At 63.5% G+C, this 23225-nt stretch carries 19 protein-coding genes; 8 read left to right on the top strand and 11 right to left on the bottom strand.

Going from position 1 to position 23225, the window contains the following annotated elements; genetic code table 11:
* Window positions 1-12: 12 nt before the first annotated feature.
* Genes ACELLULO517_RS25975 through ACELLULO517_RS25965 form a run of 3 tightly spaced genes read right to left on the bottom strand, consistent with a single transcriptional unit; the run spans window position 13 to window position 5000 of the window.
* A complete protein-coding gene (locus ACELLULO517_RS25975) occupies window positions 13-1299 on the bottom strand; it encodes an NAD(P)/FAD-dependent oxidoreductase (protein WP_227310393.1) in 1287 nt (428 codons plus the stop codon).
* A 7-nt stretch (window positions 1300-1306) separates the two neighbouring features.
* Window positions 1307-2983, bottom strand: a complete 1677-nt coding sequence (locus ACELLULO517_RS25970) for a hydantoinase B/oxoprolinase family protein (protein WP_227310392.1) — start codon at window positions 2981-2983, stop codon at window positions 1307-1309.
* Between the two features lies 1 nt (window position 2984).
* Window positions 2985-5000, bottom strand: a complete 2016-nt coding sequence (locus ACELLULO517_RS25965; protein ID WP_227310391.1) for a hydantoinase/oxoprolinase family protein — start codon at window positions 4998-5000, stop codon at window positions 2985-2987.
* A gap of 71 nt (window positions 5001-5071) precedes the next feature.
* Between ACELLULO517_RS25965 and ACELLULO517_RS25960 the strand changes: the two genes are divergently transcribed.
* Window positions 5072-5707, top strand: a complete 636-nt coding sequence (locus ACELLULO517_RS25960; protein WP_227310390.1) for a cupin domain-containing protein — start codon at window positions 5072-5074, stop codon at window positions 5705-5707.
* Window positions 5708-5737: 30 nt separating this feature from the next.
* On the opposite strand, the gene ACELLULO517_RS25955 is transcribed toward ACELLULO517_RS25960, so the two are convergent.
* From ACELLULO517_RS25955 to ACELLULO517_RS25940, 4 genes are read right to left on the bottom strand one after another with little or no spacing between them, the layout of a single operon-like run.
* Complete coding sequence (locus tag ACELLULO517_RS25955) at window positions 5738-7030, bottom strand: NAD(P)/FAD-dependent oxidoreductase (protein WP_227310389.1); 1293 nt, start codon at window positions 7028-7030, stop codon at window positions 5738-5740.
* Window positions 7018-8364 carry a glutamine synthetase family protein gene (locus ACELLULO517_RS25950; RefSeq protein ID WP_227310388.1) on the bottom strand — a complete coding sequence of 449 codons (1347 nt, stop codon included), beginning with the start codon at window positions 8362-8364 and terminating at the stop codon, window positions 7018-7020. The genes ACELLULO517_RS25955 and ACELLULO517_RS25950 overlap by 13 nt, the downstream gene beginning before the upstream one ends.
* Complete coding sequence (locus ACELLULO517_RS25945; RefSeq protein ID WP_227310387.1) at window positions 8361-10028, bottom strand: hydantoinase B/oxoprolinase family protein; 1668 nt, start codon at window positions 10026-10028, stop codon at window positions 8361-8363. Before ACELLULO517_RS25945 ends, ACELLULO517_RS25950 begins: the two co-directional genes overlap by 4 nt.
* Window positions 10025-12064 (bottom strand): hydantoinase/oxoprolinase family protein, encoded by a 2040-nt coding sequence (locus ACELLULO517_RS25940; protein WP_227310386.1) that lies wholly within the window; start codon window positions 12062-12064, stop codon window positions 10025-10027. The genes ACELLULO517_RS25945 and ACELLULO517_RS25940 overlap by 4 nt, the downstream gene beginning before the upstream one ends.
* A 290-nt stretch (window positions 12065-12354) precedes the next feature.
* On the opposite strand from ACELLULO517_RS25940, the gene ACELLULO517_RS25935 reads away from it, so the two are divergent.
* A complete protein-coding gene (locus ACELLULO517_RS25935; protein ID WP_227310385.1) occupies window positions 12355-13029 on the top strand; it encodes a TetR/AcrR family transcriptional regulator in 675 nt (224 codons plus the stop codon).
* 171 nt (window positions 13030-13200) lie between these two features.
* Here the strand turns inward: ACELLULO517_RS25935 and ACELLULO517_RS25930 are convergent, their stop codons facing one another.
* A complete protein-coding gene (locus ACELLULO517_RS25930) occupies window positions 13201-13674 on the bottom strand; it encodes an Lrp/AsnC family transcriptional regulator (RefSeq protein WP_227310384.1) in 474 nt (157 codons plus the stop codon).
* A gap of 263 nt (window positions 13675-13937) precedes the next feature.
* Here ACELLULO517_RS25930 and ACELLULO517_RS25925 point away from each other — a divergent pair, with 263 nt between their 5' ends.
* From ACELLULO517_RS25925 to ACELLULO517_RS25905, 5 genes are read left to right on the top strand one after another with little or no spacing between them, the layout of a single operon-like run.
* Window positions 13938-15101: an ABC transporter substrate-binding protein gene (locus tag ACELLULO517_RS25925; RefSeq protein WP_227310408.1), complete on the top strand. Its 1164-nt coding sequence runs from the start codon at window positions 13938-13940 to the stop codon at window positions 15099-15101.
* A gap of 23 nt (window positions 15102-15124) precedes the next feature.
* The gene (locus ACELLULO517_RS25920; RefSeq protein ID WP_227310383.1) at window positions 15125-16174 is read left to right on the top strand and encodes an ABC transporter ATP-binding protein; all 1050 of its coding nucleotides are present in this window, start codon (window positions 15125-15127) and stop codon (window positions 16172-16174) included.
* Complete coding sequence (locus ACELLULO517_RS25915; protein ID WP_227310382.1) at window positions 16174-17064, top strand: ABC transporter permease; 891 nt, start codon at window positions 16174-16176, stop codon at window positions 17062-17064. Before ACELLULO517_RS25920 ends, ACELLULO517_RS25915 begins: the two co-directional genes overlap by 1 nt.
* Complete coding sequence (locus ACELLULO517_RS25910; RefSeq protein ID WP_227310381.1) at window positions 17061-17831, top strand: ABC transporter permease; 771 nt, start codon at window positions 17061-17063, stop codon at window positions 17829-17831. The genes ACELLULO517_RS25915 and ACELLULO517_RS25910 overlap by 4 nt, the downstream gene beginning before the upstream one ends.
* 23 nt (window positions 17832-17854) lie before the next feature.
* Window positions 17855-19162, top strand: coding sequence for an NtaA/DmoA family FMN-dependent monooxygenase (locus ACELLULO517_RS25905; RefSeq protein ID WP_227310380.1), 1308 nt, complete (start codon window positions 17855-17857; stop codon window positions 19160-19162).
* 68 nt (window positions 19163-19230) lie between these two features.
* Here the strand turns inward: ACELLULO517_RS25905 and ACELLULO517_RS28995 are convergent, their stop codons facing one another.
* Window positions 19231-20154, bottom strand: coding sequence for a helix-turn-helix domain-containing protein (locus ACELLULO517_RS28995; protein ID WP_227310379.1), 924 nt, complete (start codon window positions 20152-20154; stop codon window positions 19231-19233).
* A gap of 251 nt (window positions 20155-20405) precedes the next feature.
* On the opposite strand from ACELLULO517_RS28995, the gene ACELLULO517_RS25895 reads away from it, so the two are divergent.
* Window positions 20406-21230 carry an enoyl-CoA hydratase/isomerase family protein gene (locus ACELLULO517_RS25895; protein ID WP_227310378.1) on the top strand — a complete coding sequence of 275 codons (825 nt, stop codon included), beginning with the start codon at window positions 20406-20408 and terminating at the stop codon, window positions 21228-21230.
* Between the two features lie 61 nt (window positions 21231-21291).
* On the opposite strand, the gene ACELLULO517_RS25890 is transcribed toward ACELLULO517_RS25895, so the two are convergent.
* Window positions 21292-22359, bottom strand: a complete 1068-nt coding sequence (locus tag ACELLULO517_RS25890) for a lipid A deacylase LpxR family protein (RefSeq protein ID WP_227310377.1) — start codon at window positions 22357-22359, stop codon at window positions 21292-21294.
* A 20-nt stretch (window positions 22360-22379) separates the two neighbouring features.
* Window positions 22380-23174 carry a hypothetical protein gene (locus tag ACELLULO517_RS25885; protein WP_227310376.1) on the bottom strand — a complete coding sequence of 265 codons (795 nt, stop codon included), beginning with the start codon at window positions 23172-23174 and terminating at the stop codon, window positions 22380-22382.
* Window positions 23175-23225: the final 51 nt, after the last annotated feature.

The following is a 23225-nucleotide window of genomic DNA, read 5'->3' as shown; positions in this document are numbered from 1 at the left end:
TGGTTCGCTGAGTCATGCCCCCAAGCCGAGGCGATCTTGAGTCCAGGCGAGTGCGACACCCGCGGCAATCACGGGACGCCGCAACCGATGCCAGACGTGAGGCTCTATGCTAGTCCTAGGCAAAGGCGTTTCAATATCGGCATGGATGCGCGCGGCCAGCCAATGGCCCATGCGCGTCGCCATCGCCACACCACGTCCGTTATAGCCCAGGCCGATGAAGACGCCGGGCAGCGGCTCGTGAACCTTCGGCAATCCGTCGAGTGTCAGGCCAACCTGGCCGGACCAGCGGTAGTCGATCCTGGCACCCTTGGTGCCCGGCAGGATACGGCTCATCGCGCCGATCAACGACGTGAACATGGCGGGGCTTTGCCGGTCACCGACCGCGCCGCGCCCACCGAACATGATGCGCCCGTCAGGCGAACGCCGAAAGTAGAAAGCGAGGCGTCTTGTCTCGGACATGCATTCCCCGCCCGGCAATGCCCGATCCTCCGACAAGGGTTCCGTCGCGATCTGGATACTCTGTACCTTGATGATTGTCTGCTCAAGACCTTTTATGAGCCGATCGGAATAAGCGTCCGTCGCGATAATGACGGAAGACGCCCACAAGACCCCACTCGGCGTCTGGATCTTCCATCGGTCGCCCTCACGCGACAGGGACAGGACCGGCGTCGCGGTATGGATCACCGCCCCCAGCGCCTGCGCCGCGCGGGCAAGACCACGGACAAAGGCGAGCGGCTGAATGGTCCCCGCCCGCGCGTCCCGCCAGCCGCCGTGATAGCCGACGGCGCCGGTGCGTGCGGCCAGCACAGGGGCCTCCAGCAGTTCGATCGGTGCGCCCTCCGCCTGCCAGCTGCGGGCGCGGGACAGGACCGTTTCCAGCGCCTTCACCGAATGTGCGGCCTGGATCCACCCTTTTCGCTGTGGCGAACAGCGGATCTGATGCTTTTCGATCAGCGAAAAGACAAAATCCGCGGCCCCTCCGGCCTGTTCCACCAGCGCCTGGCCGACGCGCTCGCCGAACTTCTCGCGAAGGGCCGGCGGATCGTATTTAAGGCCGGGAATGACCTGACCGCCATTGCGGCCAGACGCCCCCCAACCGATATGCTTCGCTTCGACAAGATGGACGGACGCACCGGTCTCGGCCAAAGCCAAAGCCGCCGCGCATCCCGTGATGCCGCCGCCGATAATGGCGACATCCGTCAGGATCTCCTCAGTCAGCGGCTCGGCGCGAATGGCCGGTTCCTGCGCCGTGGCCGTCCAAAGAGCGTCATCAATGCTCGCAGCGGAGGAGGTGTTCATTGACAGGTCAGTCCGCCGCCGCTTGCGCCCAAAGGCGCGCCTTGTCCGCAGAAACGAAACCGTCCTCGACATCCCGAAGCAGGCTCGCTTCCGACCGCAAGGCCGGGCTGCCGTAGCCGCCGCCGCCGCCCAGCGTTATGGTCACGGTATCGCCCAGCCGCAGCTCCACCGCGTCCTTGGAGCGGACCGTGATAGCCTGGCCGTCGCGCATGATCGTGCAACCGCCATGCTCGCCCGCCCCGCCGCCGAAGATGCCGTCAGCGGATTGCGTGAAGCGGTCGCTGTAAATCGCGAGCCTGACGCCGTCCTTCAGAATTTCGTAGGATCGCGAGAAACCGGCCCCGCCGCGAAACTCCCCGGCGCCGCAACTGTCGGTCTCAAGCGCATAGCGGGAGATGCGGAAGAAGCTGAAATCCTGATCCGTCGCTTCCACCGGCGTATTCGAGCAATTGGACAGCGGATTGTCGACCGCGTCGCAACCGTCCTTCTCGATGCTGGCGCCATAGCCGCCGCCGAAAATCTCCAGATAGACCGACCAACCATGCGGTTCGAGATAGGAAAGACAAAAGGAGGTCGTGGTGTCATAGCCGGCCGCAATGACCCGTTCCGGCACTGCCTGGGCCAGCGCGCGCATCACCGCATTCCAGGCGCGCGAAACGCTGATCATTCGCGCCCTGACGGGTGCGGGATGATTGGGGTTGAGGATGCTCCCTTTCGGCGCGAAAACGCTGATCGGCCGCAGCGAACCGTCATTGAACGGGATATCCGGGTCGGTGAGCGCGGCCTTGACGCAGGAGACGGCCGCCGAAATGACCGAGGCGAAGGGCGCGTTCAAATTCGTGCGTACCTGCGGGGCGCTGCCGGTGAAATCGACGGAGATCGAATCACCCGCAACCGTGACGGCAGCACGCACCGGCAAGGGCGGGCTGCCCAGCCCATCATCGTCCAGCACCGCCTCGCCGTAATAGATGCCGTCCGGCACGGCGCGGATCGCGGCCCGCATTCTTGTCTCGGAATAATCCTGCAAGGCGGCCATGGTCAGCGCCACCTTCTCGCGGCCGTAGCGCTGCACCAATTCGCGCACGCGCAGCGCGCCGATATTATTGGCGGCGATCTGCGCGTCGAAATCCCCCATCGTCTGCTGCGGAACGCGCACATTCGCGCGCAGCAGACGCTGGAAGCCGCCGCCATGCCAATCGCGCTTCATGTTCAGCTTCAAGGGCGGGATGATAAGGCCCTCGGCATAGAGATCCATCGCGTTGGGGTTGAGCCCCGGGCTGCCGCCGCTGACATCGAGGTGATGCGCGACGGAGGCCGCGAAACCGATAACGACGCCGTCATCGAAGATCGGATGGAAGAAGAAGACATCCTGCAGATGCTGCCCGCCGGAATAGGGATCGTTGATGATCAGGAAATCATCTTCTTCAAGCGATTCGACCGGATAGAGCGCAGCGCAGGCCTGGAATATCTTGCCGATGCTGCCAAGCTGCATGGGGATGAGTTCCGCCTGCGCCACGGTGCCGCCCGCCGCATCAAGCAAGGCGGCCGAGCCGTCGCGCGCCTCACGCAGGACCGTGGAATAGGCGGATCGGATCAGTTTGACGCCCATCTCGCGCGCGGCCGCGATAAGCGACTGGCTGAGAATGGCGTATTCGACAGGGTCGAGCCTCTCGCTGGCTGCCATTTCAATCTTCCCGCTGCAGAAGGATGTTTGCACCAGCATCGCGCGTCGCGCGCCAACCTGGCGGTACCCAAATTGTGGAGGAATAGCCTTCGATCAAGGCCGGTCCGGTCAGGCTGTCACCGGTTACAAGATCGGCCGCGTCCTGAATGCGGGCGGGCACAACCTTCGCATCGACGACAATTTCCGTGGCCGGCGGCCGTTCCATATTGGACGGTCTCTCATAGACTTCCGGCATCGCGTCCAGCCGGCGTCTGACACCGAAGCGAAGACTGACCAACTCTGCCTTGCGTCCCGGCTCCCCGCCATGAAGATAGACGCGCTGATGTTCTTCCGCGAAACGCGCGGCAAGATCGGCTTCCCGCAGGCTGGTCAGCGCCGTCGTATCCAGGGCCACGGGAATCTCGAAGGCCTGACCCACGAAGCGCATATCGGCTTCGAGGGAATAGTCCAGCGCACCGTCCAGCCCCAAGGCGCCGAATTCCTGCTTGGCCTGTTCCTGGAACGTGGCGAAGGCCGATTGCAGCATGGCCGGCGCTTCGGCGTTCAGCGCCTGGCGGCGCGTCACACCTTGTACTTTGACATAGTCCGCCGAAAGCAGGCCAAGGGCAGAGATGACACCGGGGTTCGGCGGCACCAGGATTTCCCGAATGCCGATTTCATCGGCGATTTCGGCCGCCAATAGCGGGCCTGCGCCACCGAAGGGCAAAAGCGTATAGTCGCGCGGGTCGCGTCCCCGTTCGGTCGAGACCAACTGCATGGCGCGGACGATATTGGCGACCGCCAGTTTGATGGCGGCGGCCGCCGCCTCGCGCACGCTGACGCCAAGACGTGCCGCGATATCCGCGAAGGCCAGATGCGCGGCCTCGGTATCCAGCTTCATCGCGCCGCCCAGAAACGCGTCCGGGCGGATGGTGCCGCGAACGACATGGGCGTCGGTAACCGTCGGCAATGTTCCGCCGCGCCCGTAACAGGCAGGGCCAGGATCCGCGCCGGCACTTCTGGGCCCCACGCGCAGCATGCCGCCGTCATCGATCCAGATAAGGCTGCCGCCGCCCGCGCCGACCGTCACGATGTCCAGAACCGGCGTGCGGATCGGCAGACCGTCCACTTCGGTTTCCGGCGCGAGCGAGGCTTCGCCGTTCTGGACCAGCGACACGTCGGTTGATGTACCACCCATGTCGAAGGTGATGAGGTTGCTGCGCTGCGACCGCGCGGCCTGGCGTATTGCCCCCACAACACCGGCGGCGGGACCGCTCAACAGGGCGGTAATCGCGTTGCGGCGCATGGCGGCGGCCGGCATGCGCCCGCCGTTCGATTGCATGATGTTGAAATGCCCGCGAAAGCCAGCCTCGCGCAGCGTATGCTCGAACCGATCGAGATAGCGGCTGATGACGGGCTGGACATAGGCGGACAGCGACGCCGTGGACGCCCGCTCGAACTCCCGAAATTCGGCCGCAACTTCATGGCTGCAGGTAATATGTACGTCCGGCAGCAGACGCTCTAGAATAGTCTTGAGGATAATTTCATGGGCCGCCGAAGCATAGGACGACAGAAGGCAGATCGCGATGGCATCATACTGGCCCTGCCGCAATGCGGGTACCAGGATATCCGTGATATCGCTTTCTTTGATCGGCGCGATCACCTCACCGGAGGAGGTGATCCGCTCGGCGATCTCGAAACAGTCGCGCCGGCGCACCGGAGGAAGCGGCTTCTGGTATTTGAGGTCGTAGATATTGCGCCGGTCATGCCGTTGCATGAAAAGAATGTCTCGAAACCCGGCTGTCGTGATAAAAGCGATCGGCGCGCCCTTGCGCTCCAAAATCGCATTGGTGGCGACGGTCGATCCATGAACCAGGTCAGTTACAGTCGTGGGATCGAGACCCGCCGCGCCAAAGGCGTTGAATGCCCCGATATCCGGACTTCGCGGCGTGCTCGGAACCTTGACCACGCGCACCTGGCCGTCGTCAATCGCAACCAGATCGGTGAACGTGCCACCAACTTCGATGCCTACCCGCATATCTTTACCTCAGCGTCGTCGTGTGGCAACGTTATAATCACCTCGCCAGTTTGACAATAGAGTTAAAAAAAATGACTAAAATTTTTAGTCCGGATGCTGAAAAGGCACTGGATCGGGTGCAGGCCGCGGGAACGGAGGCCGACATCGAGGATAAGCCGGTGGGTGCCGGAGCCCGATTGCGCATCATGCGGCAGGGCCGGAACTGGACATTGCAGGATCTCTCGGCGCGCAGCGGCATATCCGTCAGCATGCTGAGCCAGTTGGAGCGCGACATCGCCTCCCCCTCCATCCGCACGCTGCAACGCCTCGCTGAGATTTTCCACGTGACCATGGGCTGGTTCTTTGACGAGACACGCTCGGCGGCCACCGGACCGGCCTGGGTGCAGCGGCGGACCCAGCGGCGGGTGCTCGATCTGCCGTCCCGCGGTTGCCGGAAGGAAATGCTCTGCTCCGGGGAAGGTCATATTCAGCTGATGATCGTCACCGTCGCGCCGCAGGGAAGCTCAGGCGATTCGACCTATACCCATGCGGGCGAGGATGCAGGCACCGTCCTCGAAGGTAGCCTGACGCTTGAGGTCGACGGTGACGAGCAGATTTTGAATGCGGGCGATTCCTTCCGGTTTCCCGCGACCTTGCCGCATCGCTTTTCCAATTCGGGATCAGTCCAATGCGTCGTCATCTGGGCGGTGACGCCGCCGCTCTATTGATGATGGCGCAATAAGAACATCTCCGCGCTCTCAACCAAGGCCGTCGCGGAATTTGTAATAGGCCATGCCGGCCGCGAGCAGCGGCGCCCGTAATGTGGCGCCGCCGGGGAAGCGGCGGCTCGGCAGGCGCGCGAGCAGGTCGAATGCGCGCCGGTCGCCGCCGATCGCATCGGCCAGCACCTTGCCGATATAGGGTGCCAGCACAACGCCCTTGCCGGAATAGCCTCCGGCCAGCCAGCGGCCGGGCGCGGGCTGGCGCAGATAGGGCATGCGCGAGCGCGTAATGCCCAGCGTCCCGCCCCAGGCATAGTCTATCCGCAGATCCGCAAGCTGCGGATAGACCCCCAGCATATGCCGACGCACGAAGCCCTTCAAATCGGCGGGGGTGCGATAGCTATAGGTCTCACCTCCGCCGAAGATCAGTCTCCGGTCGGCGGAGACCCGAAAATAGTAGACGACGAACCGCGAATCGCTGACCGCCGCGCCCTCGGCGATCAAACCGGCCGCGACCTCCGGCGGCAGAGGTTCGGTCGCCAGAATATAATTGCGGATCGGCATGATATGGCGGTCGATATCGCGGTCTAAGCCGCTCATCATGCCGTTGCCGGCATAGATCACGTCGCGGGCAAGTATTTGCCCCCGATCCGTCCGCACAATCAACCGCTCGCCCGCTGCCGCGACCCCTTGGACGCGCGTTTGCTCGTGGATGACGGCACCCGCGTCCAGCGCGCGCCGCGCCAGCCCCATGGCGAGCTTCAGGGGGTGAAGATGGCCGGACGCCCGATCATAGATGCCGCCGTGATAGGCCGTGGTTGCGACCCGCTGCCGCACCTCGCTGGCCGTCAGCGGTTCCAGCGCATCGAAACCATAGTCGCGCCGCATCCGCTCGGCGTAGCGGTGGGCGGCGGCGACGTCCTGCGGCCGGTGCTCCAGGCGCAGAACGCCAGGGACGAAGTCACAGTCAAGACCATCCGCCATCAGACCTTTGAGATGCGCCATCGCGTCAAGCGACATCCGCCACAGCCCTTGCGCGTCCTTGACCCCGAGCCAGGCTTCCAGCTTGTCCTGTTTCAGCCGCATGCCGAAACTGGCATGGCCGCCATTGCGGCCCGAAGCGCCCGAGGCGATGCGCCCCTGCTCCAGCACGATGACGCTGCGACCGGCGCGCGCCAGATGCATGGCCGCCGCGAGGCCGGTAAAGCCCGCGCCGATGACGCAGACATCGCTCTCGGCCCGGCCCTGCAAAGCCGGTTGCGGCGGCAACAGCGCACAGGTCGCGGCATATAGCGTGTCGGGATGCGCGAGAGCCGTCACAGATACCATTCGTATTCCTTGGGGGAATAGAAGCTCAAAAGGCGGTCGAATTCCTTGCGGCGCAGATCGGTATAAAGATCGACATAGGCGGCGCCGAGATAGTCCCGCACGACCGGGCTGGCGGAGAAGGCATCCAGCGCCGCGCTCAAATCGCGCGGCAGCGCGGGATCGGCCAGAAGATTGGCATTCCCGTCCGACGCCGGCCCGGGATCAAGGCGGTTCTCCAATCCATGAACCACCCCGGCCAGCACGGTTGCCATGACAAGATGCGGATGCGCGTCGCCGCCCGCCATCCGATGCTCGATACGGCGCGCGGACAACGACCCGCTCGGCACACGCAGCGCGACGGACCGGTTGTCGCGGCCCCAACTGCGGTTGACCGGCACGAAATTGCCGGGGACGAAGCGACGATAGGAATTATGGTTCGGCGCCTGGATCGCCAGCACGTCCGGCATCATGGCGCGCAGGCCGCCAAGAGCGAAGCGCAGCATCTCCTCCCCCTGCTCGCCCGCGAAGATATTGCGGCCTTCCGCGTCGATCAGGCTCAGATGCAGGTGCAACCCATTGCCGGGCCGGTCGGCCATCGGCTTCGCCATGAAGGTAACGTCGAGTTCGCAAGCGCGCGCCGCCTGGGTCAAGGCCTGACGCAGCAGAATAACCTCATCAGCCGCCCGGCCAGGATCCTCGCCATGGATCAGGTTGATCTCAAATTGACCGATGCCGGTCTCGGCGGTCACCCCGCCCGTCCGCAGACCCAGGGCCGCCGCATAGGCCTCGACCGTCGCGAAGAAGGGCGCCAGGGCGTCCAGCGGCTCGACCGCGTGGGACCGCTGCGACCAGACCGGCAAGGCGGTCATCGCCGCCGGCAGCAGCGGCGCGCCGTCGGCCGCGCGCGTCCGGTCGATGACGTAGAATTCCACCTCGAAGGCCGTGACCGGCCGCAGGCCAAGCGCCGCCAGCCGGGTCACCACCCGGTCGAGCACGTCACGCGGGTCCAGGCCGAGCGGCGCGCCCTCGGCCGAGGCCAGGCGCAGAAACACCTGCGCGGTGGGCGCGGTGGCCCAGGGCAGCCGCACGACGGAGCCCGCGACGGGCAGGCCGATCCCGTCCGGATCGCCGTCGGAAATGCCGCGCCCGCCGGCATCCAGGCATTCGCCCGGCGTCGTCAGCGCCATCGTGGCCTGAGGAATGGTGACGCTGCCGCCGCCTATCGCCGCCGCCGCGTCACGGGGCAGGCGCTTGCCCCTCAGCCGGCCATTGGCATCGACGAAAACCGCGTCGATCGCGGTGATGTCGGGGTTCGCGGCCAGGAAGGACAGCAGGTCCGGCACCAGCGCGCTCATGATATTGCTGCCAAATTATAACAGGCAGTGGCGGCCTCGCGGCTGATCTTACCCTCGCGCAGATCCTGGGCGAGGCGCGCGGCCGGGCGCTGTGCCGGGTCACCCCAGCCGCCGCCGCCGCCGGTGACGGTCACCAACCGGTCGCCGGCCTCGACCATCAGGCGGTTCTTGGTGATCGGCAGGCGCGTGCCGTCGGCCCGTTCCAGCACCAGGCGCGCCGGTGCGCCGGCCTTGCCGCCGGAAGCACCCCAGGCCGCGAATTCCGCCCGCGTCTGCTCGGTGTAGAAGACGACGTCGCAACGGTCGAGGAACTGGTACACGCGCCGGATGGCAAGCCCGCCGCGATGCGCCCCGCAGCCGCCGCTATCCGGTTCCAACGCCGTCGTCAGAATACGGATCGGGTATTGGCGCTCGCAGACCTCCATCGGCAGGATGCCGACATTGCCCAGATAAGGGTCGACCGCGCTCAGCCCGTCATGAAGACGGTTGCCGCCCATGCCGCCGCCGAGATCATCGGCCATGATGACGGGCAGCCCGGTGCGCGGATGGCGGCATTCGGCGGCCAGGCTGGAGAAGCCGACGAAGCCGCCGGCGACCGCCAGATCGGGCTTGAAGCCGGTCATCGCCCTGACGATGGTATCGGTCACACGCTGCGCCGCCAGATGGCGCAAGCTGACGGCCGCCGGATAGACCGGGTTGACGGCCGTGCGCTCGGGCAGGATCACCCGCAACGCGCGCAGACTGCCCGCGGTCTGATCGGCGTCAGGATCGAAAGCCGCCTTCACCGCAAAGATGACGCCGGCCAAGGTCGCGGTGCGCGAGCAGTTCATGCCGCCCGCCATCTGCGGATCCGTGCCGGTGAAATCGACCACGAGTTCGTCGGCCGCCACCGCGACCGAAACGGCGATGCGCACGGGCTCCGATCCGATGCCGTCATTGTCGAGGAACCCTTCGGCGAAACCGGCCCCGTCCGGGGTTTCGGCCAGAACGCGGCGGATACGCCGCTCGCTTTGCGCAAGGCGTTCGGCCATCGCTGCCTCCAACGTCACGACGCCGAATTTGCCGACGACATCGGCCATGCGGCGCACGCCCAGCCGGGCCGCCGCGATCTGCGCCCGCAAATCGCCCAGGCTGGCGATCGGGTCGCGCGTGTTATTCTCGAAATAGCGGACAAGTGCCGTGTTCTCCCGCCCCTGCTCGACCAGCTTCACCCAGGGGAAGCGCAGCCCTTCCTCGTAGATGGAGCGGTTGGCGAAGCCCTCGGTACCGGGGTTGGTGCCGCCGATATCATTGTGATGGGCAAGATTGCCGATCCAGGCAACCACCCGCCCCTCCGCAAAGACCGGCGCGAAAATATGGATGTCGAGCGTATGGGTGCAGCCCCGATAAGGATCGTTGCCGATGAAGACGTCGCCGGGGAAGACCGTCTCGGTCGGATTCTCCGCCAGCAGATGCGGCATGGAATAGGTCATGGAGCCGAGCAGCGCCGGAATATTGGCGTCCTCGGCCACAGCCTCGCCCTGGGCGTTGAACAGGGCGCAGGAATAGTCGAGCATGTCGCGGATGATCGGGGAATGGGAACTGCGGCGCAGCGCGTCACCCGTCTCGCCGATCAGCGCCTTCAGCACGCTGCCGACCACAGCCACGGTCACGGGATCGATCATGGCGTCATCCTCTCGATGATGAGGCAATTGCCGGCAGCGGCCCGCGCCGTCCAGCCGGGCGGCAGCACGGTCGTGCTGTCAAGCTGCTCGATGATGGCTGGCCCGGCGACGATCTGTCCGGGCAGCAGGCCGAACCGGTCAAGGATGGCGGTCTCGACATAACCGCCGGTCTCTTCGAACCAGACGGCCCGGCTTGTCCCCGCAGCCGGTTCCGTCGCGGCCTCGCTCATGGGCAGCGCGCCGGCCTGCGGCAGGCTGCGGCCGGTGACGCGGATCGCCGTCAGTTCGACACCCGTCCCCGGCGCGCTGTGACCGTAGATCCTGGCATGGCTGTCGTGGAATCGCGCCAGCACGGCGTCTGCCCTTTCGCCGGTCTGTACCGGCAAGGTCACGGCATATTCCTGGCCGAAATAGCGGATATCGAGCGCATGCTCGCACAGCCTGCGCGCGGGCGGAATGCCGTCGGCCGCGAGATAGGCCAGCGCCTGCGCTTCCAGATCCGCCTGATGGCGCGCGACCAAAGCCGCGTCCGGCTTGGCCGCGTCCATCAGAACCGGCACCGAAAGGTCATGGCGCAGATCCGCCGCCAGAAGTCCCGCCGCACTCAGCAGCCCGGGATGCGGCGGGATGACGACGCGCGGCATGCCGAGCGCGATGGCAAGCGGGACGACGCTCAGCCCGCCGGCACCGCCGGCCGCGATCAGCGCGAAGTCCCGCAAGTCGTCGCCGTGGCGCGCGGCCGTGCGCATGATGGCGCCGGCCATATTCGCTTCCATGACGGCGACGATGCCCAGCGCCGCCTGCTCCACCCCAAGCCCAAGACGCTCGGCCAGATGCCCGACGGCCGAAACGGCGGCATCGCGGTCCACGGTCAGGGCACCGCCCAGCAGCCCGGCCGGGTTTAGCCGCCGCAATACAAGCTGGGCATCCGTCACGGTCGGCTCGGTACCGCCGAGGCCGAAGCAGACCGGCCCCGGCCGCGCGCCGGCGCTGCGCGGACCGACCTGCAAGGCGCCCCCGGCATCGATCCAGGCGATGCTGCCGCCGCCCGCCCCGATCGTCTCGATCTCCAGATTAGGCACATGCAGCGGCATGCCGTTCGGCATCGGCATCTCGTAGCGAATGCGGGACTGGCCCTCGGCCAGGATGCCGATATCGGCGCTGGTGCCGCCGACATCCAAAGTCACCAGCCGATCGATGCCGACGAGCCGGCTGGTGACAAGCCCGCCGATGATGCCGGCCGCGGGACCCGATAGCACCAGATGATGCGCCCGCTGGCCCATGGACCGTTGAGCGGTCGCGATGCCGCCGCTGCTCTGCATGACATACAGATCGGCCGCAAAGCCTTGGCGGCGGATCTCCTCCTGCAGGCGCCGGATATAGGGGTCCAGTTTGGGGGCCAGCGCCGCATTCACGACCGTGGTGGCGAAGCGCGGATATTCCCGCATCTCCCGCGATACGTCGGAGGAGGCGACGACATAGATCTCGGGTGCGATCTCACTGACAAGCGCCGCAAGCCGCGTCTCATGCGCTGGCGCGACGAAGGAGAACAGCCCGGTGACGGCAATCGCCTGCACCCCGGCGCCCGCGAGCGCGGTGATGGCCTGACGCGCCGCAGTCTCGTCCAGCGCTTCCACTTCCGCGCCGTCGGCCGCGATCCGGCCCGCCACCTCCAGCCGCCTGTCGCGCGGCACCAGCACGGGCTTCGGGCGGTGCAGCAGGTCATAGGGCTGTGGGCGCTGCTGCGTGCCGATCTCGATCACGTCGCGGCAACCGGCGGTCGCAAGAATGCCGGCGGTCGCGTAGGTTCCCTCGATGACGATATTGGTCGCGATGGTCGTGCCATGCACGATGGCGCCGATATCGGCGGGCGTCAGCCCGGCTTTCGCGACCAGACGCATGATACCGTCCAGAATCGCGCGCTCGGGATGGGCCGGCTGCGACGGTACTTTTTCGACCGTGACTGTGCCAAGCGCATCATCGATCAGCACGCAATCGGTAAAGCTTCCACCCGTATCGACGCCGATTCTCCGCAACGCGCAGCTCCCTGAATGGGGTTGGGCCGTCGTCGCTTTCTATTGGACGACCGACCTATTATATGGGCGTATTTCGACGATTCTTCAGCCCGTTCGGGCTTCAAGATCGCCGGGCTTCAATAAGGATGCATTTTGCAAAACTGGTCAATAGACCAAATAACCGACCGGGCATCTCAACGGTATATCGGCCAGCCACCGCTTTTCCGTCGGCGCACCATCGCTTTCGTGACCGCACGCCTTATAGAGGCGCAGCCGGACGATTGGTGTCGGCTGTCGAGGCAATACGGACCATGAAGGAAGTAAGGTTGGCCGAGGCCATCGAGGGGACATCCGGCGCCGTGCTGACGGCCCCGCGCGCCAGCCGCAAGGCAAGGGAGACGCGAGAGAAGCTGATCGAGGGGGCGCTGCTCGCTCTGTGCGAGGACGGCGTCACCGGGATCACGACGCGCAAGATCGCCGAAAGAGCCGGCGTGCAACTCGGAACCCTGCATTACCACTTCGAAAACAAGGACATGCTGCTGCTGGCCGTGCTCGACATGCTGGGCGCGCGGCTGGCCCGGACGCTGCGCCTCGGCGTGGCCGGCAGCCGCAATCTGGACGAATGCATTCAAAGGGCGCTGCTGACGGATTGGAACGCCACCGAAGAAAATTTCGCGATCCAGCTCGTGCAGTACGAGTTGACGCTATACGCGCTGCGCACGAAGGGCGCCGCCTGGATGGCCCAGCGCCAGTATAACGACTATATCAAAGCCCATAACGACGTCTTCGCGCCGCATGCGCCTGGCAATGACCAGACGACGGCGGAGAATGTGCAGCGGCTGTCGCAATTGGTGATGGCGGGGATCGACGGCATCATTCTGCAGGAACTGGCCGCGCCCGATCTTGCGCGCTCGCGCTCCGCCGTGCGGGCGCTGATCAGCGCGATGCAGGCGCTGGCGCGGTCTTTGGGGTTGATCCCCGCCTGAGGGCTGGAGCCTGTCAGGTTTAGTTGGAAACGCCCTCAAATCTGTCGTGCGCGGGCCCCGACCCGCGCATCTACCCCTGCGAACAGGCAAGCGGCCGTCTGGGCGCCGCGACGGGTAGGTCCGCGCAACGAGTGCGCGGATGACGCATTATCTACTAAAACCCAACAAACTCTAGGCGTCACCTATTTCGATTCGATATCGGAATTTACGAACGTCGGACATCATGAAGACATCCGCGTCGACAAAGCCCTCGATCGCGGTAAACAACTCCTCCTTCAGCCGGACGAAGGTCAAGGCGTCGGTCGCCGCAACCTCCAGCAGCACGTCATATCCATTGAGCAGGCGGCCGACCCAGGCGACCTCGCGCCGCGCCTGTAGCACGGCGATCGCCTGCTCGGCATAGCCGGGGCGAAGCTTCAGCCCAATGGTCGCGTGGCAGGTGAGGCCCATCTTCCAATGATTGGGCACAGCGATGACATCGATGATGCCTTGCTCTTGCAACAAGCGGTAGCGCGCCCTGACCGTATTGGGCGCAACGCCCAGCCTCATGCCGATCTCGCGGAAAGACGCCCGGCCGTCATCCTGCAAAGCCACGATGATGCCGCGGCTGAGCGCGTCCAGTTCCATCAGCGGGCCGTCATCCATGCTCTGCTCCCCATCAGGTCTCGCTATCCTGCATCAGATAAAGCAGATTTTGGAGCAAACGCGCAATCGGATGCCCGATTTTTGCCCATATGAGCATTTTCAGGGATTAATCATGGATAAATGCTCATTTAGGGTGCGAAAATCTGTTGACGTTTATGATCGTATGACCAAATAATTCGCCATACACCGCGGCTGACCCTTCCCGCCCCGCTTCGTCGGCGACCGAAGGACATTGCCCCATAAACTGCATGGAGATCGATGTGATGCGCTCATTTCCGCAGGATCACGCGCGCCGCGCGGCATCGCCGGCCGAGGCCATGGCCGGCGCGCTCTCTCGCCGCAGTCTATTGGGCGGCGCGGCCGCTGCCCTCGCCGCCGGCGTCCTCGGTGGCTTTCAGCAAAGCGCTTACGCAGACGCCCTGAAGCACGTCTCTTTCGTCGGCTGGGAAGGCTATGACGCCGGCTTCCATGTCGGTAACTTTCTCGCGAAGCATAATGCGACGGTCGACACGACCTATATCAATGCCAGCGAGGATATGATCACCAAGCTGCGCTCCGGCGGCATGGGCATCGTCGACCTCACGACCTTCAATCAAATGTACGCCCCGCTGATGGCTGAGGCCGGGTTGATCGTCCCCCTGAAAACAGATCGCTTGACCAATTTCAACGAACTTTTGCCCAAGTTCAAACAGATGGCCTTCCAAAGCCACGGCCAGTGCTTCGGCGTGCCTTTCACCTTCAGCTCCTGCGCCCTTCTCTACAATCCCAAGATGGTCTCGGCCGCGCCGACGAGTTGGAAGGACTTCCTGAAGCCGGAATACAAGGGCAAGGTTGCGCTGTTCAGCGACGCCCTGACCAATATCCTGGTTTGGGCGCCGGTCGCGACCGGCGTCAAAGACCCGACCCTGCTGACGCCGGACCAGCTCGATCAGACCATTCAGCTCCTGATCACGCTGAAGAAGGACCATGTCCGCGCCATGCCGGCCAGCCTGGGCGACGGCGCCGATCTGCTGACCCGCGGTGAAGTCGCCATGATCATGGGCTGGGAGCCGATGGTGCTCTGGTGCAAGGCCAAGGGCGTTGACGTTTCAATCGCGCAGCCGGTCGAGGGCACCTGGGGTTTTGTCGATACCTTCAACATCGCCAAACAGGCGCCGAACCTCGATCTCGACTACCTCTTCATCGATCAGGTGATGAGCGTCGATGCCCAGGCGAAGTTCGGCAACGACAATTTTCTGGGCGTCACCAACGGCGACGCGATTGCGAAACTGACACCCGAGGTCAAGGCGCTTTATGGTTTCGACAATCTCGACGCCTATTTCGCGCATGCCCATGTCTATCCCCGCATGTATCCCGCCCAGAGTGACGGGGCCCATGTCTCCTACGAGCAGGTTCTCGATGCCTATGAGCGTTTCCTGAAGGCCTGAGGACTGGGATAGGGAACAGGCCGATGGTGGGACCCCTGCTGGAACTGCGCGGTCTGGCGAAGCGCTACGGGGCCCATACGGCTGTTCACCCGACCTCCCTCGCCATCGAGAAGAACGACTTCTTCGCGATCCTGGGACCGTCCGGCTGCGGCAAGACGACCTTGCTGCGCATGATCGGTGGCTTCGTCCCGCCGTCGGAGGGCAGGATTCTGGTCGCGGGCGCGGACGTCACCCGCCTGCCGCCGGAACGGCGGCCGACCGGCATGGTCTTCCAGAACTACGGCCTCTTTCCTCATATGACCGCGCGTCAGAATATCGCCTATGGGTTGCGGCTGCGCCGGACGGCGCGCCGCGACTTGGACCGGGCCGTGGATGAGATGCTGGCCTTGGTCCATCTGGAGGCCTTCGCGGACCGGCTTGTGCCGCAATTGTCCGGCGGGCAGCGCCAGCGCGTGGCCTTGGCCCGCGCGCTCATTCTGAAACCTCAGGTCCTGCTGCTGGACGAACCGCTGGCGGCTCTCGACCTGAAACTGCGCAAGGCCATGCATCGGGAGTTGCGTCAGATCCATCAGGCGATCGGCGGCACCTTCATCCTGGTCTCCCATGATCAGACCGAAGTCATGACGCTCGCCAACCGCGTCGCCGTGATGAATGGCGGCAAGGTGGTGCAGCAAGGCGCACCGCGCGACATCTATACGCGCCCGGCCGATGCCTTCGTCTCCGCTTTCGTCGGGGAGGCCAATATCCTGCCGGCCAATCGTCTGCGCGGCGTGATCGAACTCGCTCCCGGCACCGTCCTGGCCGATCCCGGCCCCGATCAGCCCGTCAATGTCGTCATCCGGCCGGAGCAGATCCAGTTCGGCCCAGGCGCCGAGACCGCCATCCGGCTGCAAGCGCGTATGGTCGATGCGATCTTCCTCGGTCCTTTTTCGCATCTGCGCTGCGAACTGGCGACCGGCGCCAGTCTTCTCGTCCAGATCGACAGTAACGACCTCAATAGAATGCCGGCCCTCGGCAGTAACGTCACCCTGGGCTGGCAGGCTGGCAATCATCTGGTCCTGGACCAGGCCTGATGCCAGAAAACTTGGCCACGAAATTGACCGCGACACCATCGCCGGACGGTCGCAGCCGCATCGCTACCATAGTGCTGCTGCTGCCCGCCTTCCTGGTCTTCCTCGGTCTTTTTGTGGCCCCGCTGTCCTTTTTCTTCGTGCAGAGTTTCTGGAAGGCGTCGATCTTCAGCATCGTGCCGGGCTTCTATCTCGACAATTATATTGAGGTCTTCACTCAATATAGCGGGCCGCTGCTGCGCACGCTCGACATCGCTTTTCTGGTCGCGACGGTCACCACGATCCTCGGCTTCCTGTTCGCCTATGCCGTGCGGTTCTCGCTCGGCTCGCTCGGCAATGTTCTGCTGCTGACAGCGCTGACCACCCTGTTCGGCGGCTATCTGGTCAAGATCTACGCCTGGCTTACCATCCTCGGCGTTGACGGTATCCTGAACAGCGCCCTGATCCGCCTTGGCCTGATCCGCCAGCCCCTGCAGATCCTGCTCTATAATACCGGCGCTGTCGTGGTGACGCTGACGCATTACCTGCTGCCGCTCGCCATTCTGCCGATCTACGGCGCGCTGCGCGAGGTGGATGAAACGGAACTGGCGGCCGCGCGCGACATGGGGGCCAGCGGCGGCCGCGCGATGCGCGACATCGTGCTGCCGCAGATCCGCCCTGCCCTTCTGGCGAGTTTCGGCTTGTGCTTTTTGCTCGCGGCCGGCGATTACGTGACGCCGGCTTTGGTCGGCAGTCCCGGCCGGGCCATGTTCGGCAATTTCATCCAGGAGCAGTTCAGCCTGCGCATGAACACGCCCGAGGGTGCGGCCATGTCCTTCACCTTGATCGCCGCCAGCCTGGCACTGCTCTGCGTCGTAGGTTTCGTCATCAACAGAGTGTTCCGCGCGCGATGACCGGCCTTGCCCTTCTGCCGCGCGCCTTCGCCGGCCTTGTCGTCCTATTCCTGATCTCGCCGCTGGTTCTATGCGTGCTCTTCTCGTTTTCGACCGGCTTGTCCTCGGCTTTCCCGATTCCGGGCCTGGGGCTGCATTGGTACAAAGTGATCTCGGCCGATCCGCAATTTTGGCAGGCGGTCTCGACGACGACACGGATCACCCTCGGCTGCGGCATCGCCGCGACGCTGATCGGCCTGATGGCGGCCCTCGGCCTCGCGCGGCTCAGACCGCGCTGGGCCGTTTTCGGGCTCATGCTGCTTTGCCTGCCGCTGATGCTGCCGCCCTTGGTGCTGGGCCTGTCGCTTCTGACCTTCTTCACCTTTATCGGCCTGCATCCGGGCGTGCCTGCGACCATCCTTGCCCATCTCGTCTTCACCCAGCCCTTCGTCACCGCCGTGCTCTATGCCCGGGTGGTGGCGCTTGACCAGGCGGCCGTCGAGGCCGCGCGTGACCTCGGCGCCTCCCCCCTCCGCGCTTTCCTGCATGTGACGCTACCCGCCATCGGCACCTCCATCGTCGGCAGCCTGCTGATCGCCATGGCGCTGTCGCTGGACGATTTCGTCATCGCCTTCTTCACGACGCGCAGCAATACGCTGTCGACCCTCATCTGGGGGATGATGCGGACGACCATCACCCCCGCCATCAACGCCGTCGGCACCGGCATTATCCTGATCACGCTGTTGATCACCGCACTGGCCTTGTTGATCACGCGCTATCGCGGCTAAGGCCCAACAAAGAGGAAAACATCATGACGACGCAATTCCATCTCGGCTGGTTCATGGGATTCTCGCCGGATGAATGGAACGAGCCCTTCGCCAATGGCGGCGCGCCGTGGGACGGCGGCTTCTATGTCGAGATGGCGAAGGCTTTGGAACGCGCCTGCTTCGACTTCATGATGGTCGAAGACACGCTCATGGTATCCGAAGCCTATGGCCATTCCCGGGAAGTCTATCTCAAACATGCGCTGATGGCACCGAAGCATGACCCGGCACCGCTGGCGGCCTTGATGACGGCGGCGACGCGGCATATCGGCGTCGTCACGACCATGTCGACCATGGCCTATCCGCCCTTCATGCTGGCCCGGCTGTGCTCGACCCTCGATCACATCTCCGGCGGGCGCTTCGGCTGGAATATCGTCACCACCGGCGAGAATGCCTCGGCACAGAATTTCGGCATGGACGAACTCCCCCCGCGTGAGATTCGCTATGATATGGCTGAGGAATATCTTGATCTCGTCCGCCAGCTTTTCGGCTCCTGGGATAAGGACGCCGTCGTCATGGACCGGGAGACGGGGTATTACGCCGATCACGGCAAGGTCCGCACGATCGATTTCAATGGCAAATACTTCAAGTGCCGTGGCCCGCTGAATACCGCGCCGTCACCGCAAGGCCGGCCGGCTTTCTTCCAGGCCGGCGGTTCGCCGCGCGGCAAGGATTTCGCGGCCAAGCATGCGGACGCCATCGTGGCCGTCGGCAATGGCGTGGCCGGCATGAAAAAATACCGGGAGGATATCCGGTCCCGCGCCGTGAAGGCCGGGCGCGATCCCGACGCCATCAAGATCTTCTTCTGCATCACCCCGACCCTGGGTGAGACCGAGGAGGAGGCAAAAGCCAAGCACGCGCGCATGATCAATTCAGATCGGTTTATCGAGCAGAGCCTCGCCTTCATCGCGGGCGTCACCGATATCGACTTCTCAGCCTTCAATCTGGATGAGCCTTTGCCCCATATGACGACGAATGGAGAGCAAGGCTCGCTTGACAAATTCGCGCAATGGGGCAGCGGCAAGACCTTGCGGCAATTGGTGATCGAAGCCTCGGGCGGATTGGTCTCGTCCTTCGAACTGGTCGGCACGCCGGATCAGGTGGCGACAAAGATGGGCGAGGTGATGGAGGAGGTCGGCGGCGACGGTTTCCTGATCACATCGCCTTCATTGCGTATGAGCCGCCGATACATCATCGAAGTGACCGACGGCCTGGTTCCTGCGCTGCAACGCAAAGGTCTGGTGCGCAGCGCCTATGCGACCTCGACCTTGCGCGAAACGCTGGCGGAGTTCTGAGACCAGGGCAGGATCGCGGCATTGCTGGTCGTCCAGATTCGGCCGTGCGGCGATCCAAGTCCTGCCTGCTAACCGCGCGATCGTCCGTCGCGCCGCGCCTGCGCCGGCGTCGTTCCGGTTGCTCGCACAAAATGGCGGCCGAAATGGCTTTGATCGACGAAGCCGCATAGCTGGGCAATTTCGGCCAGGGTCAGTCTTGGATCGCGCAGCAGGCTCTTCCCACGCGAAATGCGCCGCTGGATGATCCATTGATGGGGCGTCATGCCCTTGGACAAGCGAAAGGCGCGGGTGAAATAGCTCGTGGAGAGGCCACATTCAGCCGATAGCGCCTGGATCGAAGGGTCACCCGCCAAATTCGCTTCAATGAAGTCGCAGGCCCTGCGGAGTTGCCAGGGGCTCAATCCCCCCACCGCCTGGCCGCCTTTGCGAACGCCGCCATAAGTGTAGATAACATGATCGTGGAAGGCGAGTGCGATATATTCAACAAAAGCGGTCGTGACGGCAGATGTATTTTCGATCACGGGCAGTATCGTCTGCGCCAGATGATGGAGAATCTGGTCTTGCTGCCCGAAATACTTCGAATGCAGGCCGCCGACCCGGCCTATTCCCTTTTCATAGGCCATCTCATCGATAGCGGCCTGGGAAATTTGAAACCGAACATTGTCGAATTGCGCATCAAGACTGATTTCATACTGGGACGTCAAATCGAACAGATAAGCCTCCCCCGGCGATTGGAGGACCGATTGAGCGCGCCCCGCGAGACAAACCCGCGAGAAGCGAGTCGCTGTCAGCGACGCGCATAGGACAAATCCCTCCTCCCGTTCGGGCGGCGCCGAGCTTTCCGGCCGGGATTCCAAATTCCTGAAATGGGAAAACGAGATTTGGTTGTTGCCGATCAGCCTTGCCGCAATCGTCGGTGGCGGCGGAATCTTGAACCGACCGCTCAAGGCGCCCGAAATGCGATCGACCTGCACGCCAAGACCCTCCTTCACGATTGCGCCCAGCCGCAAACCACAGACCGGTCTGCCACCAAGGTCACAGGATGCCGAGAGCCGATGGGAAGCGCCATAATTTTAGCCGCAGAATTATCCAAAAAAGATCCGACTATTCCAGACGCTGAGTGTTCCTAGCCGCAGGATCGGCAACATTCAAGCGCCTCGCTTCAAGGTCTGTGCGGCACGGGCCTGTGGCACCTCACCGGCCCAAGATTTGTCGATCCGCCGTCCCATGATTGAAGGCCAGAATGTCCCAGACCTATGAAACACTGAAGACAAGGCAGGAGGGCGCCGTGCTCTTTGCCGAAATCCACGCGCCGCCGATGAATCTGATCGGCCCCGCACTCATCCTTGATCTTGTATCGCTCATTGCAGAGCTGGACCGGGCCGACCCCATCAAGGTCGTCGTCTTCTCCAGCGGCGATCCGGATTTTTTCATCTCCCATGTCGATGTCACCAAAATCCGTGAATACCGCGAGGCAGCAGCGCGTCTGACCGGTGAGGCGTCCATCGCCATGCTGTTCCGCCGGCTGAGCCAGACCAAAGCCGTGACCATCGCGATGATCGAAGGCCGGGTGCGGGGCGCCGGCAGCGAATTCATGCTCGCCTGCGACATGACGTTCGCCGCGCGCGAAACCGCCATTTTCTGCCAGAATGAGCCGGCCTTCGGCTTGGTGCCGGGCGGCGGCGCCATCCAGCATCTGACGCGCCTTCTGGGGCGCGCGCGGGCGCTTGAGGTTCTGCTCAGCGCTGACGACTACGACGCGGACTTGGCCGAGCGCTACAATTGGATCAATCGCGCGCTGCCGGCCGCCGAGTTGCGGCCCTTCGTCGCCAAGCTCGCTCAACGCATCGCCGGTTTCCCGGCTTCCGGCTATGCTGCGGTCAAGGATCGGGTCAATGCCATCGCTCTGGCGCCGGTGGAGGAGTTCAGGCGGGATTCCGACCTCTTCGGCAATGGCGTGAAACAGCCTGAAGCGCAGCAGCGCATCAAGGCGGCCGTCGCCAAGGGATTTCAGACCCGCGAGGCTGAACTTGAGCTCGGTCGGCTGCTCGGCGATCTTTCCGCATAATCCGACTTTGATGTGACGTCGCCGATCGCTATCGCCGGCAGGGCTGACGGCAGCCCTTCTCCTAGAACCGGGCGGAGACGGCGACGGAGCCGAAATCGAACATCCCGCCCTGCTGCGACGTGAATTCATGCGTCTGCCAGGTCTGGCTGAAGGTGATGCGCACCCCATGCCAGATCATCGCCAGCCCGACTTCGAACTCGCCGACGAAAGGCTTCTTGGTGACGCTTGGTCCATTGGCGAAGGAATTGCCTTCCAACAGCGTGTTATAGGCAACGGCCTGCCCGTCCATGCCACCGAAGAGATACCAGGCGAAGCCGGAATCGGGCAGATAGGCATCCCCACCACCGATACCGGGCAGGATGCGGCCGGCGCCGTAATCGTCCTCCAGCCCTTGCCCGATGCGCATGATGCCGCCGGCCTGGGCGTAGATCTGCTCGGTGCCGACGAAGCCGGTGACATCGGGCAGGATATCGATGCCGATCGGCGCCGCGTTCAGCGCCGGCAAGGATGTCAGCGCCAATAACGGCAAGCGCCAGGTGCGATCAGCAAAGACATTGAGCACCGGCCGGTTATCAAGCTGATCGTCCCAGCCTTGATTCTGCGCGTCACCGATAATGGTGTGAAAGCCGTTCTGGACAATCTCACCGCCGGCATCGGGGCCCAATACGCCGACCTGCATGCCAAGCCGCGTGCGGCTTGTTTCATTATCCTGAATGAGTTGGCCGGTCAGCAGCAGCGTCGCGGCATAGGGACGGTCATTCGGGTCCGGCGGATTAAGCTGGGTATCGGACGGCGTATACATCTGCTGGCTGAGATCGATGCTGACCCGCTGATTGCCGACACCAAGAGCCGCATGCCCCAGGCGGGCCAGAAAACCCGGCACCGCACCGGTTGGGCCTGTCCAACCCAGCTGGAGGCCGCTGGTATAGTATTCGTCCGTCGTGCCGGTGACGTCATTCTCGACCCGGACCGTGTAGATGCTGCCGCTATCCGCAGGCGGCAGCGCGGCCGCGCCCGCTGCCGCGTTCGCAGCCGTCGATGACATCAAAGCTGAAAAGCCCGCCAGGACCCAGACCATCCTGATCCGGTGAGACGAGTGGAGCGCCTTATCACCCTTATCAAAATCCATCAGATAACCTGTCCATATGTTCAAGGAACCGGCTGTACCGATGCAGGCTTTCCCGGCGCCGCGATCACTCTGGCATTCGAGCGTGCGATCCATCTTGCCTTTGTGCAGGAAAATCGGGCGACGAACATGGTCCCCTCCTGTGGGACAGGTTGAACAACCTGCTCCCCATCAAACGCGGAAAACAGGCCGTTTGCTATAGAAAAAATGGGCGAGTCCATGAAGTCCCCGGGGCCGATGGTGGGATCGGTATAGGTTATCTGCCCGTCGTAACGGCCCAGACGTTCGACGGAAATATGAACTTGTCCGGGAACCAGGTGGCTCAACTGCCTGACCAGAGATGCCAGGAGCAGATCGAAGACAATGAGAAGGGTTGCCCGCGCAACCGGCAACGGCAACCACAGATCGGATTGCCCTTCGGAAGAAAACCGGGCGAGAGACAGCGGCTTGAACAGTTCGGACAGCGACCAAACTGTGTGGATGATGGGTTGAATCTCCAATTTTCCATCTTCCAGCCTTTGGAGCATATAAAAAATCGAGAATATATCCTCCAAAAACTCCGTCTCTGCCGGCAAACTCGCTGATCTGCCTTTCATCCTCCAGTATTCGGAGAGATGGAGATAAAGCTGATTGAGCTTTGACCCCCGAAAAGCAGCCTCTTGCAGCCACAGAACCCGTTCGGGTTCCGATTGAGACAAGGCCGTATAGCAGGTGCTGCCAAGTCTGGAGAAGAATCTGCTGCAACTATGATCGGCCGATAGTTTTTCGATCAAGTCCGGGCCCGTCAGCTGCGCCGGATTATAATACATTACATCCATAGCTCGCGTTCCTTGTCGTCTCTGTCGAAAAAATCCTTATCCACTGCCGTC

It is taken from the genome of Acidisoma cellulosilyticum (assembly GCF_020621385.1).
Classification (GTDB): Bacteria; Pseudomonadota; Alphaproteobacteria; order Acetobacterales; family Acetobacteraceae; genus Acidisoma; species Acidisoma cellulosilyticum.
The sequence above is the reverse complement of the archived record's forward strand: the minus strand, read 5'-3'. Positions and strand labels throughout refer to the sequence as shown.

Excerpts from the sequence above, each read along its gene's own strand:
- ACELLULO517_RS25895 (WP_227310378.1), top strand. The coding sequence starts at position 20,406 with ATGTCCCAGACCTATGAAACACTGAAGACAAGGCAGGAGGGCGCCGTG.
- ACELLULO517_RS25885 (WP_227310376.1), bottom strand. The coding sequence starts at position 23,174 with ATGGATGTAATGTATTATAATCCGGCGCAGCTGACGGGCCCGGACTTG.
- ACELLULO517_RS25890 (WP_227310377.1), bottom strand. The coding sequence starts at position 22,359 with ATGGATTTTGATAAGGGTGATAAGGCGCTCCACTCGTCTCACCGGATC.
- ACELLULO517_RS25925 (WP_227310408.1), top strand. The coding sequence starts at position 13,938 with ATGCGCTCATTTCCGCAGGATCACGCGCGCCGCGCGGCATCGCCGGCC.
- ACELLULO517_RS25970 (WP_227310392.1), bottom strand. The coding sequence starts at position 2,983 with ATGGCAGCCAGCGAGAGGCTCGACCCTGTCGAATACGCCATTCTCAGC.
- ACELLULO517_RS25910 (WP_227310381.1), top strand. The coding sequence starts at position 17,061 with ATGACCGGCCTTGCCCTTCTGCCGCGCGCCTTCGCCGGCCTTGTCGTC.
- ACELLULO517_RS25960 (WP_227310390.1), top strand. The coding sequence starts at position 5,072 with ATGACTAAAATTTTTAGTCCGGATGCTGAAAAGGCACTGGATCGGGTG.
- ACELLULO517_RS25930 (WP_227310384.1), bottom strand. The coding sequence starts at position 13,674 with ATGGATGACGGCCCGCTGATGGAACTGGACGCGCTCAGCCGCGGCATC.
- ACELLULO517_RS25965 (WP_227310391.1), bottom strand. The coding sequence starts at position 5,000 with ATGCGGGTAGGCATCGAAGTTGGTGGCACGTTCACCGATCTGGTTGCG.
- ACELLULO517_RS25950 (WP_227310388.1), bottom strand. The coding sequence starts at position 8,364 with ATGAGCGCGCTGGTGCCGGACCTGCTGTCCTTCCTGGCCGCGAACCCC.
- ACELLULO517_RS25955 (WP_227310389.1), bottom strand. The coding sequence starts at position 7,030 with ATGGTATCTGTGACGGCTCTCGCGCATCCCGACACGCTATATGCCGCG.
- ACELLULO517_RS25975 (WP_227310393.1), bottom strand. The coding sequence starts at position 1,299 with ATGAACACCTCCTCCGCTGCGAGCATTGATGACGCTCTTTGGACGGCC.
- ACELLULO517_RS25945 (WP_227310387.1), bottom strand. The coding sequence starts at position 10,028 with ATGATCGATCCCGTGACCGTGGCTGTGGTCGGCAGCGTGCTGAAGGCG.
- ACELLULO517_RS25935 (WP_227310385.1), top strand. The coding sequence starts at position 12,355 with ATGAAGGAAGTAAGGTTGGCCGAGGCCATCGAGGGGACATCCGGCGCC.
- ACELLULO517_RS25920 (WP_227310383.1), top strand. The coding sequence starts at position 15,125 with ATGGTGGGACCCCTGCTGGAACTGCGCGGTCTGGCGAAGCGCTACGGG.
- ACELLULO517_RS25915 (WP_227310382.1), top strand. The coding sequence starts at position 16,174 with ATGCCAGAAAACTTGGCCACGAAATTGACCGCGACACCATCGCCGGAC.
- ACELLULO517_RS25905 (WP_227310380.1), top strand. The coding sequence starts at position 17,855 with ATGACGACGCAATTCCATCTCGGCTGGTTCATGGGATTCTCGCCGGAT.